At 64.7% G+C, this 13,790-nt stretch carries 16 protein-coding genes and 1 tRNA gene; 12 read left to right on the plus strand and 5 right to left on the minus strand.

From position 1 onward, the window contains the following. Positions 1 to 11: 11 nt before the first annotated feature. Positions 12 to 629: a vitamin K epoxide reductase family protein gene (locus ACN0RC_RS10370; RefSeq protein WP_417511406.1), complete on the minus strand. Its 618-nt coding sequence runs from the start codon at positions 627 to 629 to the stop codon at positions 12 to 14. A 281-nt stretch (positions 630 to 910) separates the two neighbouring features. Here ACN0RC_RS10370 and ACN0RC_RS10375 point away from each other — a divergent pair, with 281 nt between their 5' ends. Then, positions 911 to 3,148, plus strand: a complete 2,238-nt coding sequence (locus ACN0RC_RS10375; protein ID WP_417511408.1) for an Rne/Rng family ribonuclease — start codon at positions 911 to 913, stop codon at positions 3,146 to 3,148. Here the strand turns inward: ACN0RC_RS10375 and ACN0RC_RS10380 are convergent. Further along, on the minus strand, positions 3,110 to 3,379 hold the full coding sequence (locus ACN0RC_RS10380; protein ID WP_417511410.1) for a DUF4031 domain-containing protein: 270 nt from the start codon (positions 3,377 to 3,379) through the stop codon (positions 3,110 to 3,112). The genes ACN0RC_RS10375 and ACN0RC_RS10380 overlap by 39 nt on opposite strands. A 215-nt stretch (positions 3,380 to 3,594) precedes the next feature. Between ACN0RC_RS10380 and rplU the strand changes: the two genes are divergently transcribed. The 10 genes from rplU to ACN0RC_RS10430 all read left to right on the plus strand — a co-directional run bounded on the left by rplU (position 3,595) and on the right by ACN0RC_RS10430 (position 10,860). Then, entirely contained in the window at positions 3,595 to 3,903 is a 309-nt protein-coding gene (gene rplU / locus ACN0RC_RS10385) for a 50S ribosomal protein L21 (RefSeq protein WP_417511412.1), read from the plus strand. Between the two features lie 19 nt (positions 3,904 to 3,922). Further along, positions 3,923 to 4,180 (plus strand): 50S ribosomal protein L27, encoded by a 258-nt coding sequence (gene rpmA / locus ACN0RC_RS10390; protein WP_417511414.1) that lies wholly within the window; start codon positions 3,923 to 3,925, stop codon positions 4,178 to 4,180. Between the two features lie 70 nt (positions 4,181 to 4,250). Beyond that, positions 4,251 to 5,762, plus strand: coding sequence for a GTPase ObgE (gene obgE, locus ACN0RC_RS10395; protein WP_417511416.1), 1,512 nt, complete (start codon positions 4,251 to 4,253; stop codon positions 5,760 to 5,762). Then, on the plus strand, positions 5,759 to 6,568 hold the full coding sequence (proB, locus tag ACN0RC_RS10400; RefSeq protein ID WP_417511418.1) for a glutamate 5-kinase: 810 nt from the start codon (positions 5,759 to 5,761) through the stop codon (positions 6,566 to 6,568). The genes obgE and proB overlap by 4 nt, the downstream gene beginning before the upstream one ends. Before the next feature lie 9 nt (positions 6,569 to 6,577). After that, positions 6,578 to 7,831 (plus strand): glutamate-5-semialdehyde dehydrogenase, encoded by a 1,254-nt coding sequence (locus tag ACN0RC_RS10405; RefSeq protein ID WP_417511420.1) that lies wholly within the window; start codon positions 6,578 to 6,580, stop codon positions 7,829 to 7,831. A gap of 52 nt (positions 7,832 to 7,883) precedes the next feature. Beyond that, positions 7,884 to 8,105 carry a hypothetical protein gene (locus ACN0RC_RS10410; protein ID WP_417511422.1) on the plus strand — a complete coding sequence of 74 codons (222 nt, stop codon included), beginning with the start codon at positions 7,884 to 7,886 and terminating at the stop codon, positions 8,103 to 8,105. A gap of 5 nt (positions 8,106 to 8,110) precedes the next feature. Beyond that, a complete protein-coding gene (gene nadD, locus ACN0RC_RS10415; RefSeq protein WP_417511424.1) occupies positions 8,111 to 8,713 on the plus strand; it encodes a nicotinate-nucleotide adenylyltransferase in 603 nt (200 codons plus the stop codon). Then, positions 8,710 to 9,792 (plus strand): hypothetical protein, encoded by a 1,083-nt coding sequence (locus tag ACN0RC_RS10420; protein WP_417511426.1) that lies wholly within the window; start codon positions 8,710 to 8,712, stop codon positions 9,790 to 9,792. Before nadD ends, ACN0RC_RS10420 begins: the two co-directional genes overlap by 4 nt. After that, positions 9,792 to 10,169: a ribosome silencing factor gene (rsfS, locus tag ACN0RC_RS10425; protein ID WP_417511688.1), complete on the plus strand. Its 378-nt coding sequence runs from the start codon at positions 9,792 to 9,794 to the stop codon at positions 10,167 to 10,169. The genes ACN0RC_RS10420 and rsfS overlap by 1 nt, the downstream gene beginning before the upstream one ends. Before the next feature lies 1 nt (position 10,170). Beyond that, positions 10,171 to 10,860, plus strand: a complete 690-nt coding sequence (locus ACN0RC_RS10430; protein ID WP_417511428.1) for an SDR family oxidoreductase — start codon at positions 10,171 to 10,173, stop codon at positions 10,858 to 10,860. Between the two features lie 6 nt (positions 10,861 to 10,866). On the opposite strand, the gene ACN0RC_RS10435 is transcribed toward ACN0RC_RS10430, so the two are convergent. The 3 genes from ACN0RC_RS10435 to ACN0RC_RS10445 all read right to left on the minus strand — a co-directional run bounded on the left by ACN0RC_RS10435 (position 10,867) and on the right by ACN0RC_RS10445 (position 12,586). Next, on the minus strand, positions 10,867 to 11,214 hold the full coding sequence (locus ACN0RC_RS10435; RefSeq protein ID WP_417511430.1) for a cupin domain-containing protein: 348 nt from the start codon (positions 11,212 to 11,214) through the stop codon (positions 10,867 to 10,869). Between the two features lie 54 nt (positions 11,215 to 11,268). Beyond that, positions 11,269 to 12,411, minus strand: coding sequence for a calcium:proton antiporter (locus ACN0RC_RS10440; protein WP_417511432.1), 1,143 nt, complete (start codon positions 12,409 to 12,411; stop codon positions 11,269 to 11,271). A gap of 99 nt (positions 12,412 to 12,510) precedes the next feature. Further along, a tRNA-Ala gene (locus tag ACN0RC_RS10445) sits at positions 12,511 to 12,586 on the minus strand. Between the two features lie 125 nt (positions 12,587 to 12,711). On the opposite strand from ACN0RC_RS10445, the gene ACN0RC_RS10450 reads away from it, so the two are divergent. After that, positions 12,712 to 13,776: an NAD(P)-binding domain-containing protein gene (locus ACN0RC_RS10450; protein WP_417511434.1), complete on the plus strand. Its 1,065-nt coding sequence runs from the start codon at positions 12,712 to 12,714 to the stop codon at positions 13,774 to 13,776. The last annotated feature ends 14 nt before the right edge of the window (positions 13,777 to 13,790 follow it).

Raw genomic sequence — 13,790 nt, forward strand, 5'->3', positions numbered from 1 at the left:
TCAAGACCGGATCAGAACAGCATCCCGAAGACTTCACCGAGCAGGTCGAGGCCGCGCAGCTGGGCCAGCAGAATGACGATGGCGTACGCGAGGATCGTGGCGAGCGGAACCCATGCCATCAGACGCCCTGCGTTCTCCTGCACCTTCTCGGATCTGCTGAAGGTTCCGTTTCGGAACAGGTGCACCATCGTTGCGAAGAACGTCGGAATCGTCACCGCCCAGGTGAGCATGCACCACGGGCAGAGCACACCGAGGTTCGGCGCGTACAGGCTCTGCCAGATCAGCCAGCACACCAGCCCGAACGCGAACGTGATGCCCGCACCGAACGTCGCCCAGAACCAGCGGGGGAATCGTGCGCCGGCAAGCAGTGCGACGCCCATGAAGATGGGGGCCATCCATCCGGCGAGGCCGATGATCGGGTTGGAGAACCCGAAAACCTCTCCTTGCCATGAGCCGAGGTTCTTGCCGCACTGGATCATCACGCTGACGTTGCAGCTGAGATCCGCATTCGGATTCTCGAGTTGGACGAGCTTGTCGAGCGTCAGCTGGAAAGCTGCCCACCATCCGACGACGCCAGCGATGATCAGCCAGACGGCATAGAACACGGGGCGGGTGCGCTGCTCGCTCATATCGGGATTATCCCAGCGTCCGCTATGGATCGGGCGAGAGCGCACCGAATCAGGACCGTGTTGACACCCGGATGCCACGAACTGGCCAACATGGTGCGATAATGGCCTGTGATGGACAGCACGGCGCCGCCGTACAGCACATCGCCGCAGACTTCGGGGCCCAATGCCTCGCGCGATCAGAGCCATGAGCCGGTCGCAGATCGATTGAGTTAGCGACACCCGCGGGCGTCGCACGAGATTTCGCGGAACACTGAGTGTCCCGCGCAGGGAGTACGCCAGAGATGGCCGATGAGACGAATGACAACAACACCCCTACCCTCGATGCGGAAGAAGCCACTCCGGTAGCGCTTGACGCATCAACCGACGCGGCTTCGCAGCCGGTTGTCGAAGCAGTGGCAGAGGTGATCGAAGAGCCGGTCGTGCCGGCGAAGCCGGAGCCGGTCACTGCAGTGACGCTCGGCCTCATTCCCGAGGTCTTCGTCTCGCGGGTGTCCACCCAGCTGCACTTCTACGCACCAGAGATCCTGCCGCTGCCGGCGCGCCCAGGCCGCGATCGTGATCGCGATCACGATATCGATCGTGACAGCGATCAGGACGATGCACCTTCTGGCCGTCGCGGTCGTCGTCGCCGTGGTGGTAACGACGGTGACGAGCAGCGCGATGAACCGCGTCAGCGTCAGCGGGCTGTCGAATACATCACTGAGCCGAAGGCGATCAAGGGATCTACGCGACTCGAGGCGAAGAAGCAGCGCCGCCGTGACGGGCGCGACGCTGGCCGTCGCCGCCCTGTGGTGACCGAGGCAGAGTTCCTCGCGCGCCGCGAGTCGGTCGACCGCAAGATGGTCGTCCGATCGAAGAACGGCCGCACGCAGATCGGCGTTCTCGAAGATGCCGTGCTGGTCGAGCACTACGTCGCTCGCAACCAGGATGCTTCGCTGATCGGCAACGTCTACCTCGGTCGCGTCCAGAACGTGCTGCCGAGCATGGAGGCCGCTTTCGTCGACATCGGCCGTGGCCGTAACGCCGTGCTGTACTCCGGTGAGGTCGACTGGGACGGTGTCGAGACCGGTAACCAGCCGCGTCGTATCGAACTCGCGCTGAAGCCCGGCGACCGTGTGCTCGTGCAGGTCACCAAAGACCCCATCGGGCACAAGGGTGCACGCCTCACCAGCCAGATCTCGCTGCCCGGTCGTTACCTCGTGTACGTTCCCGGCGGCTCGATGAACGGCATCAGCCGTAAGCTTCCCGACAATGAGCGTGCGCGTCTGAAGCGCATCCTCAAAGAGGTGCTGCCTGAGTCCAGCGGCGTCATCGTGCGCACTGCGGCCGAGGGAGCGACTGAGGACCAGTTGACGCGCGATGTTCAGCGCCTCACCTCCCAGTGGGAGCACATTCGGAAGCAGGTCGAGAGCCAGCAGGCACCCGCGCTGCTGCACGCCGAGCCCGACCTCCTCGTCAAGATCGTCCGTGACGTCTTCAATGAAGACTTCACGAAGATGCTCATCCAGGGCGAAGAGTCGCAGCAGACGATCCGCTCCTACCTGGAGAGCGTGGCCCCCGACCTCCTCGAGCGCGTCGAGCCCTACGAGGACGAGACCGATCCTTTCGATGCCTTCCGCATCACCGAGCAGATCGAGAAGGCACTCGACCGCAAGGTGTGGCTGCCCTCTGGCGGTTCGCTGGTCATCGACCGCACTGAGGCGATGACCGTTGTCGATGTGAACACGGGCAAGTTCGTCGGCTCTGGTGGAAACCTCGAAGAGACTGTCACGAAGAACAACCTCGAGGCTGCCGAAGAGATCGTGCGCCAGCTTCGTCTGCGCGACATCGGCGGCATCATCGTCGTCGACTTCATCGACATGGTGCTCGAGTCCAACCGTGACCTCGTGCTGCGCCGCCTCATCGAGTGCTTGAGCCGTGACCGTACCAAGCACCAGGTCGCTGAGGTCACCTCGCTCGGCCTCGTGCAGATGACGCGTAAGAAGCTCGGCCTTGGCCTGCTTGAGACGTTCAGCGAAGCGTGCGAGGTCTGCGCTGGCCGTGGCGTCGTCGTTCACCACGATCCGGTGGTCAAGCACCGCTCGAACTCTCAGGGTTCGCAGTCGGGGAACCGTCGTCAGCGTGGCGGCAATAGTCAGCAGAACCAGAACTCACAGCCTGCCGCACCCGTCGCGCACAGCATCCCAGAGGGAGCGAAGTCGGCTCTTGCACAGATCGCGGCGTCTACCCTCGCGCCGACTGCCGAAGTGGTTGTCGAGCTCGACACGGTTGCCGTGACAGAAGACGTTGCTCCGCAGGAGCGCGCCAAGAAGCCGCGTCGCAAGCGCGGTTCCGAGAAGAACGGCGCACCGAAGACGGAAACCCAGCAGCTGCTGGATTCAGTCCTCGATGCGCTGCCAGAGCCCAAGGCTCCGGGTCAGGGACGTCGACGTCGGGTGACGACGGCCGCACTGACAGGCACTCCGGTGGCTGTGAACCCCTCACCCACGGCGGTCGCGAGCGGGGATTCGGAGTCCTGAGCCGATCAGGCGGCGCACCAGCTCTTTGCCGCCGACCTGCTCTGCGCCGGCCGCGATCAATCGCGGTACGGCGTCTTCGGGCACGTCATAGTGATCGCGGTCGAAGGACCGCTGCGGCAGCTGGTTGCGGCGCGCGAAAGCATGCAGCTCCTCGAGACTCCGGTCGCTGACGAGATGCGCCCAGAGGCGTCCGTGTGCGGGCCAGATGGCATCGTCGATCAGTATGCTCACTCCGTGATCCTAAGCTGGGGCGACACGGACGGGGCTCGCTTTGCGAGAGTGCGTTCCATCCGGTAAAGTGGTCCCTTGGTGCGTGAGCTGAATCGTCCGCCGAGGTCGATGTGCTGCAGCCTTGTGCTCGTACCCGTCAGACCTGCGACGAACGCAGGCAAAGTCTTCCCGTGAGATTTCCGGAGCTTTCCGCTCCCCAACGAAACAGGTATCAAGTGGTTTACGCAGTAGTGCGCGCCGGTGGGCGACAGGAGAAGGTCGAGGTCGGCACGATCGTTCAGCTCGATCGTGTGAAGGCGGCTGAGGGCGAGAAGATCGAACTTCCCGCAGTGCTCCTCGTCGACGGCACCACGGTGACCACCGACGCCGACAAGCTGGCCAAGGTCAAGGTCACCGCTGAGGTCATTCGTAACCTCCGCGGCCCGAAGATCATCATCCAGAAGTACAAGAACAAGACCGGCTACAAGAAGCGCCAGGGCCACCGCCAGGAGCTCACGCGCGTCAAGATCACCGGCATCAAGTAAAGCAGAAGAGGCATAGGACATGGCACATAAGAAGGGCGCAAGCTCCACCCGCAACGGTCGTGATTCCAACGCTCAGCGACTTGGCGTCAAGCGTTTCGGTGGCCAGCAGGTCAGCGCAGGCGAGATCATCGTCCGTCAGCGCGGCACTCACTTCCACCCCGGCGTGAACGTCGGCCGTGGCGGCGACGACACGCTGTTCGCTCTCGAAGCGGGCGCTGTCGAATTCGGCGCGAAGGGCGGCCGCAGGGTCGTCAACATCGTCGCCGCTGCGCAGTAACCGCAGCGCAGCAGACATCCGGACGGGGCGGGCTTCGGCTCGCCCCGTCTGCGTATTCAGGGAGTTATACATGGTCACGTTCGTCGACACGGTGACGCTGCATCTGCGCGCCGGCAAGGGCGGCAACGGCTGTGTCTCCGTTCACCGCGAGAAGTTCAAGCCGCTCGGCGGTCCTGACGGGGGCAACGGCGGTGACGGCGGCGATATCATCCTGGTCGCAGACACGCAGACCGGCACGCTCCTCTCGTATCACCACTCGCCGCATCGCTCCTCGGGCAACGGCGGATTCGGCATGGGCGACCACCGCTCGGGCTATGCAGGGGAGCCGCTCGAGCTTCTCGTGCCCGTCGGCACCGTCGTGAAGAACACCGACGGTGAAGTCCTCATCGACATGGTCATCCCAGGCGAGCGGTTCGTCGTCGCAGAGGGTGGTCGAGGCGGCCTCGGCAACGCGGCGCTGTCGAGCCCCAAGCGCAAGGCGCCCGGCTTCGCTCTGCTCGGAACGCCCGGCTACGAGGGCGACGTCGTCCTCGAGCTGAAGACCGTCGCGGATGTTGCTCTCGTCGGCTACCCGTCGGCCGGAAAATCCAGCCTGATCGCGGCGATCTCGGCAGCACGCCCGAAGATCGCGGACTACCCGTTCACCACGCTGCACCCGAACCTGGGCGTCGTACAGGCTGGCGACTTCCGCTATACCGTCGCCGACGTGCCGGGACTCATCGAAGGTGCGAGCGAAGGGCGCGGTCTCGGACTGGAGTTCCTGCGCCACGTCGAACGCTGCTCCGCACTTCTGCATGTCCTCGACTGCGCAACGCTTGAGCCGAACCGCGATCCCATCTCCGATCTCGACGTCATCCTCGCCGAGCTCGGAGCGTACACAGTCCCCGAGGGCCAGACGCCTCTGCTTGAGCGTCCGCAGCTCGTGGCGTTGAACAAGATCGACGTGCCCGAGGCGCGGGAGCTCGCCGACCTCGTGCGCCCAGAACTCGAAGCACGTGGATTCCGCGTCTTCGAGATCTCGACCGTCGCCCGCGAAGGACTGCGCCCGTTGACCTTCGCGCTCGGCGAGATCGTCGACAAGCACAGGGCCGAGCTGGCCGTCGAGGCTCCTGCCGAGCGGGTCGTCATTCGCCCCCGCGGCTCCCGCAAGCCATTCAGCATCCGCGTCGATGGCGGTTCGTACGGCACGTTCTACCGCATCCTCGGAGAGAAGCCGGTGCGCTGGGTTCAGCAGACCGACTTCCAGAACGAAGAAGCCGTCGGCTACCTCGCTGACCGTCTGGAGCGCCTCGGCATCGAAGACGAGCTCTTCCGCCTTGGTGCGACACCTGGGGCAACCGTCGTCATCGGTGAGGGCGACGGTCTGATCTTCGATTGGGAGCCGTCCATGCGCTCGGCTGCCGAGCTCATGACTGCACCTCGCGGCACCGACCCGCGCCTGGCTCCGAATTCGCGCCGTACCACCGGCGAGCGTCGTGAGAAGTATTACGAGCGGATGGATTCCCGCGCCGCATTCCGTGCGGATCAGGAGGAGAAGCGTCGGGCAACGGCCGGACAGGACCTGGATGGAGACGACGCGTGACAGCACGCGCCAGAGCTGATCTGGCGACTGCTTCACGCATTGTGGTCAAGGTCGGCTCGTCGTCGATCAGTGGGACGTCATCGTGGCGGATCCCGATGATCGTGCACGCCCTCGCAGACGCGCACGCGCGTGGATGCGAGATCGTGCTCGTGTCTTCCGGTGCGATCGCGACGGGCATCCCGTTTCTCGATCTCGACGCCAGGCCCAACGATCTGGCGACGCAGCAGGCGTCAGCGGCCGTTGGCCAGACTGTTCTCGTCTACCGGTATCAGGAAGCTCTGCGGCCCTTCAGGATCGTCGCCGGCCAGGTGCTTCTGACCACGGCAGATCTTGAGACCCAGACATCGCGTAGCAACGCTCAGCGCGCCATGGAACGGCTGCTGTCGCTTCGCGTTATGCCCATCGTCAACGAGAACGATACTGTCGCCACGCAGGAGATCCGCTTCGGGGACAACGATCGGCTCGCAGCCCTCGTCGCACAGCTCGTGCATGCTGACGCACTCGTGCTCCTGAGCGACGTCGAGAGCCTGTACACGAAGCCGCCGACGGAGCCCGGTGCCCAGGCGATCGACGTCATTGCGGCTGACGATGAGCTCGTAGGTCTCGAGTTCGGCGCCACAGTCGTCAACAGCGTCGGCACAGGGGGAGCGGCGACGAAGGTTTCCGCCGCACGCCTGGCCGCGGCATCCGGTATCGGGGTGCTCGTGACCAGCGCAGATCTGGTCGAGCGCGCACTCAGCGGTGCCGAGATCGGCACGTGGTTCGAGCCCGCAACATCGGCCTCTGAGGATGTTCCGGTCTCGTAAGCTGAGGACATGACCACCGATACTCCGCAGGACCGTCTCGCACGCGCCAAGGAGGCATCGCGCGTGAGCGCGCGCCTGACGAGCGATGAGAAGGTCCAGGCACTCGAAAGCATCGCGCACGCGCTCGAAGAGAGCGCGGCAGTGATCATCGAGGCCAACGCACGCGATATCGAGAACGGGCGACGCGACGGCATCGGCGATGCGCTGATCGACAGGCTTCGCCTTGACGAGAAGCGGGTGGTTTCGCTGGCGTCAGCCGTGCGTGAGATCGCGGCTCTTCCGGATCCGATCGGTCAGGTCGTTGCAGGCCATCGCATGCCGAACGGCGTGGCGCTCGAGCAGGTGCGCGTGCCCTTCGGTGTGGTGGGGGCGATCTATGAAGCTCGCCCGAACGTGACTGTCGATATCGCGGCCCTCGCTCTGCGCTCCGGAAACGCCAGCGTGCTGCGAGGAGGAAGCGCGGCGCGCGAGTCGAATGCGGTGCTCGTGGGCGTCATGCGCGGAGCGCTCGAGCGCGCGGGAATCACTCCGGAGGTCATTCAGACGGTCGACGATTTCGGACGTGATGGAGCGAAGGCTCTTATGCAGGGACGAGGGTTCGTCGACGTGCTTGTTCCCCGAGGCAGCGCAGCGCTCATCGAGACCGTCGTCACCGAGTCGACCGTGCCGGTGATCGAGACCGGGGCGGGGAATGTCCACATCGTGCTCGATGAGACAGCGCCGGATGACTGGGCTCAGGAGATCGTCGTCAATGCCAAGGTGCAGCGGCCGAGCGTCTGCAACGCCGTCGAGACCGTGTTGGTGCTGCGCCAGGCCGCGCCGCGCCTCGTGCCGCTCGTTGCCAGTGCTCTGCAGAGCGAAGGAGTTGCCGTGCACGGCGATGACACCGTCATGGGTCTCGTGAGCAACGTCATTCCCGCAACAGAAGAGGACTGGTCCACCGAGTACCTCAGCCTCGACATCGCGATGAAGGTCGTCGACACCCTCGACGACGCACTGGCGCACATCCGCACCTACAGCACCGGTCACACCGAGTCGATCATCACCACCGATACCCGCAACGCAGAGCGCTTCCTCGCCGAGGTCGATTCCGCCGTCGTCATGGTGAACTCATCGACCCGGTTCACTGATGGCGCCGAATTCGGCTTCGGTGCAGAGGTCGGCATCTCCACGCAGAAACTGCATGCTCGAGGCCCGATGGGACTTTCTGAGCTCACCAGCACGAAGTGGCTCGCGCGTGGGTCAGGTCAGACCCGCGGCTGAGCGATAGGATGGGGGAGCGTCTTCTCGCACCCGGTCACGAAACGGAGTCAGGATGAACCTCGTCGCACAGATTGCGATGGCAGCAGCAGAAACCGAGCACCACGGAAACGTGGCGCTGGAAACGCTCATCTTCGGGCTCATCGCTGCGGCCCTGTTCGCGGTTCTCGGACTCGCTACTTTCTCGTACCGCCACGTCGCGAACCGCCACTCCGCCAAGGCTGAGGCCTGGGCGCAGAAGCACGGCGCCGACGACCACGGCGCAGGGCACCACTAAGGCGTATGGAGAAACCGACCACGCGTGCCCCCCGAATCGGAGTGATGGGTGGGACGTTCGATCCGATCCACCACGGGCACCTGGTCGCGGCGAGCGAAGTCGCGCACTCCTTCGATCTCGATGAGGTGGTGTTCGTCCCCACGGGGCACCCGTGGCAGAAGTCGAACGTCTCCCCGAGCGAGCACCGGTATCTGATGACCGTGATCGCCACAGCATCCAACCCGCAGTTCACGGTGAGTCGGGTCGATATCAACCGTGAAGGCCCCACCTACACGATCGACACACTCCGTGAGCTGAAGACCGAACGTCCCGACGCTGAGCTGTTCTTCATCACCGGAGCAGATGCCGTAGCGCAAATTCTCAGTTGGAGGGACCATGATGAACTGTGGGAACTGGCTCATTTCGTCGCGGTGTCACGCCCAGGACATGTTCTGAGCACCGATGGTCTTCCGAGTGAGAACGTCAGCCAGCTGGAGGTTCCGGCGCTCTCGATCTCGTCTACCGCGTGCCGCGAGCGAGTGAACGAGGATCAGCCGGTCTGGTACCTCGTCCCCGACGGAGTCGTTCAGTACATCGCAAAGCACCATCTGTATCGGAGCAAGGCATGAGCACAAGGGATCAGCAGGGCGATCAGCCGCTGACCCGCAAACAGCTGCGGGAGATCCGTCTCACGGGCGCGACGCCGGTGATCGGTGAAGAAGAGGCCGCGGCTGCCGCGAAGAAAGCTCGACCGATACCCGCTGCGCCGGTGCCGAAACCTGCCGCGCCCGTCGAGGTGCCACCGGCACCTGTCGATGCTGCTCAGGTCGATACGCACTCCGCTCCGCTGACCCGGCGCCAGGCCAGGGCGCAGGAGCGCATTCGCACCGCTTCTGTACCGCTGATCCAGCCCGAAGAGAAGAACGAGACGCCAGAGGCTCAGGAGCCGGACGACAGCGAGAACGAGAACGAACTGGTCTCGGAGGTCCCGTCGTTCGCGCCGGTACCTGCGAAGCCTGTTGAGCCGGATGCCGCGGCGGACGAAGAGACGGCATTCGAAGCTGATGTCGACGCAGAATCTGACGAGTTCAGCACTGTGTTCGGGGTCAGTGAAGAAGAAGCTGAAGAGGAAGACGCAGAGCAGGACGACATCGGCGAGGGCGATGAGCTTCCCGTTGCTGATGCCGTCATCACCGGCGAGCGTCCTGTCGTCAGCCCGACGTTCGGCAAGGAGCTCTTCGAAGAGAAGGTCGGCAAGGGCGATGTTCCTTCGTTCAGCCCGTCCTTCGACGAGCTCATCACCTCGGACTCGGGCGGTTCGAATCGTGCGCCCAACACCCTGATCTTCACGCACCCGGGGGCGAGCTCGCTCTCTGGTCCGGTGGCCTCGACGGGTGAGCTGTTGATCACCGGCAGTTATGAACTCCCGCAGGGGCTGGGGTCGCAGGGGCATGCTCACGGTGCTGCTGACGGCAAAGAAATCGATGCGTCTCTCATCGACAAAGAGCTGCCGCCGGGATCCTCTCCCACGCCGATCGCGGCGAGCTCCGCGATCAGCACGCTCAAGCCTGCCGGTGAGGTCATCCGACCCCCGGCGCCCGAAAAGGGCAACAAACTCATGTTGACACTGGCGATCACGGCGGGTGGGCTCGCGCTCGCCCTCGCGGTCGCGCTGGTCGTCGCCTTCACTACGAATGTGTTCGGATGATGCAATCACCTCAGACCGCTGAAGCCATGCTGAAGATCGCGGCCGATGCCGCGGTGTCCAAGGGCGGAGAAGACCTCGTCGCGTTGAACGTGTCGGAGCCGCTTCCGCTCGTCGACATCTTCCTCATCGTCACAGGAAACAGCGAGCGCAACGTCGCCGCGATCGCCGACGAGATCGAAGACAAGCTCCTCGAAGCGGGGCACAAGCGCGTGCGCCGTGAAGGTCGCGCCGAGGCGCGGTGGGTGCTGCTCGATTTCGGTGACCTGGTCGTGCACGTCTTCCACGGCGAAGAGCGCGTCTATTACGGCCTGGAGCGGCTCTGGAAGGACTGCCCTGTCGTTCCCTTCGAGCTCTCCGATACCGCTGAGCGCGTCTGAGATGACCACGCATCTGCTCACCGGCGCCGGATCCGGCATCGGTGCAGCACTCGCGCAGCGCCTGCTCGAGCGCGGTGATGATCTCGTGCTCATGGCTCGGGATGCTGGTCGGGCACGCACGCTCGCGGAGCGTTTTCCGGGGGCTTCGACGCTCGTGGGCGATCTGGCAGAGCCAGGGCGCCTGTCGTGGGCGCTGTCGAAGCAACAGCTGCCGAGGCGCATCGACTCTCTCATCCATGTTGCGGGCGTCGTCGACCTGGGGCTCGTGGCAGATCTGTCGCCCTCCGTGTGGGCGCGTCAACTCGCGGTGAACCTGATGGCGCCGGCCGAGCTCACCAGACTGCTGCTGCCCGTATTGCGCGTGTCACGCGGACAGGTGCTGTTCGTGAACTCTGGCGCAGGTCTGCGTGCGCATGCCGCATGGAGCGCGTACGCGGCATCCAAGCACGGCCTCAAAGCACTGGCCGATTCGCTGCGTGAAGAAGAGTCCGAGAATGGCGTGCGTGTGACGTCGGTCTACCCAGGGCGCACAGCGACCCCGATGCAGGAACGTGTGCACCAGCAGGAGGGCGCGGAGTACGACCCCACGCGCTTCATCGATCCTGAGTCAGTTGCCACCAGCATCCTCACCGCGCTCGACCTGCCACGCGACGCACAGATCACCGATCTGTCGGTGCGGCCTGGCGTCTGAACCAGCTCAGACCGAGCGGCGCACCGTCAGCAGGAACACGCTGTCCTCGCGTGCGAGGACCGCGTGACGCTCCGGCGGGATCGGGATGATGTCGCCCTCACCGAGTTCCCACGATCGCCCCTGACCGGTGAGCCGCAGATGACCGCTCAGCACCTGCAGCGTCGCCTCAGGAGGGCTTTCGTGCTCGGGGAGCTCTGCATCGCCGAGTAACGCCACCACGGTCTGTCGGAGCACCGCATCATGTCCGCCGTAGATCGTCGTGGCTGCGCGACGTGCGGAGGAGCCACGTGCCTTCTCAAGCAGGTTCTCTTGGAGCTCAGTGAGATTCGTGTGAGTCAGTGGCGCTTCAGTCATGACCTTCTCCTCCGTCGGCATCTCCTTCATCTTCGCACCGAGGCGAGCACCTCGTCACGCAAAGAGCACGATCGTGTATGCGGCGAAAAGTGCGAGGTGTGCGGCGCCCTGCATCGCGTTCACCCGCTTCGCGGCGAAAGTGGCGACTGAGAGCAGCAGTGTGGCTGCCAGCAGAAGGAGATTCGCGGGAGTCTCGGCGAGGACGACTCTCTGTCCTGTTGCCATCCCGATGAGGAGAACAGCGGGAATCGTGAGGCCGACGGTGGAGACGAGTGCGCCGTGGCAGAGGTTGATGACACGCTGCACCTCACGACCGAGTGCGGCGCGAATCGCGGTGATGGACTCGGGGAGGAAGACGATCGCCGCGATGAGTACGCCAGCCAGTGCCGGCGGTGCGCCGAGTCGTCCAAGGCCGTCGTCGAGGAGGGCGGCCATATCGTGCGACAGCAGCACGATCGGCACCGCAGTAGTGATCAGCAGGATGAGCCGGGTGAGGATCTCGATGCGGTGCGCGCGCAAGATGTCACGGATGCTGTCGCCGTCGGCCTCAGCAGCCAGCGCTGTCGAGTGAGCGAGGGATGGATCGACTTCTGTGAAGTCGCCTGCCTGCGCACCCATCTGCCGGTAGAGGAAGAAGCCGTACAGCACGACGGTCACAGCGACGACGGCGATCGCCTGCGAGATGGTGAACGCGCCGCCATCTCCGATGGCTGCCGGAAGTCCGAACGCAAGGGCGATCAGGACGACCAGCATCCCGAGATATGCGGAAGTGCCGGTGCGGTTGTGCGTCATACCGCGATAACGGATGCCGCCGAGCAGCAGCGCCAGACCGACGACCAGATTCAGAATGATCATCGACACGGCCATGACGGAGTCGCGCGCGATCGTGGTGTGCTCGCCCGGGCCGAGCATGACGGCGGAGATCAGGACAACCTCGATCATCACGATCGACAGGGTGAGTACGAGCGAACCGTAGGGGTCGCCGAGGCGGCGGGCGAGTGCCTCAGCCTGTGTGACGACGCCGAAAGCGCACACGAGGATCACTGCGACGATGATCACGAGTGCGACGACGAGAAGTGGCGCTGGCGCCGGCGGGCGGAGCAGGGGAGCAGCCAACAGCAGAACACCGAGGGCACCCCAGCCGACAGCGACCTGGACGAGGTCGGATGCGGCGATGAACCGGGTAAGGCTTCGCATGGACGGGACTCCTCGCGGGGCCGTCCCCATCTGAGCAATCCGTCGAGGGTCGTCCCTCACGGCATACGAAGAAATCCCGCGATCTCTCACGGGATTCTTTGGTGGACCTGAGGGGACTCGAACCCCTGACCCCCTGCATGCCATGCAGGTGCGCTACCAGCTGCGCCACAGGCCCATCATTTCCTCGCGTGAACGAGGCAACTTGAAAAGAATACAACACCCGAAGCAGTGGGCGCGAATCGCCATCATGCCGGGCGGGTCTGCGGGAACAGTCCCGTCGAGGTACGCGTTGACACAGATATGGAACCCAGAGAGAGCATCGTCATCGGCGCAGGCCAGGCGGGTCTTTCGACCTCCTTCCACCTCACACGTCTCGGGATCGATCACCTCGTGCTCGACGCGAATGACGCACCGGGCGGTGCGTGGCAGCATCGGTGGGACGCGCTCACCATGAGAGACGTGCACGGCGTCGCTGAGCTCCCGGGAGCAGAAGCTCCGGCACGTGATGCGCAGCGCGCGAACCTTGCGGTTCCGGCATCCTTCGCCGACTACGAACGCGACTACGAGTTGCCGATCCTCCGGCCGGTCCATGTGGATCGCGTGACCGAGAGCGACGGCATCCTCGTCGTGCATGCGGGTGAGCGGGAATGGCGCACGCGCACTGTGGTGAACGCCACCGGAACGTGGACGCAGCCATTCCTTCCGCACTACCCGGGCATGGAGACGTTCCTCGGCGAACAGCTGCACACGATCGACTATCCCGGTCCCGACCACTTCCGTGGCAAGCACGTGCTGATCGTCGGCGGAGGTGCTTCCGCGGTGCAGTTCCTCGGTGCGCTCGCGCCGATCACCGATACGCTGTGGGTCACTCGCCGGGAACCGGTCTGGCGTGACGACGATTTCACTCCGGAGGCCGGGGCCGCGGCCGTCGCACTCGTCGAGCAGCGCGTCGCACAGGGCTTGCCGCCGCAGAGTGTCGTGGGCGTCACCGGACTGATGCTTCGGGAGCAGGAGCGCGAGGCCGAGCGTCTCGGTGCGTACGACGATCGTCGGCCGATGTTCCAGAGCATTGAACCCGACGGCGTGCGCTGGGCTGACGGCTCGTTCGAACGTGTGGACGCGATCCTCTGGGCGACGGGCTTCCGACCCGCCATCGGTCACCTGGCACCGCTCCGCCTGCGCAGCGAAGCCGGCGGCATCCAGCTCGATCGTCGCGGCCGCGGAACGACCGCAGTGAAGGAACCGCGCATCCAGCTCGTCGGTTACGGTCCGTCCGCCAGCACCATCGGCGCGAACCGCGCGGGACGCACCGCGGCCAAGGGCGTGCAGAACGCGCTGTCCCAGAGTCGTGCGATGAGCAGCTGACCCGGTTAGCCTGG

Source organism: Microbacterium sp. (assembly GCF_048259935.1).
GTDB lineage: Bacteria > Actinomycetota > Actinomycetes > Actinomycetales > Microbacteriaceae > Microbacterium.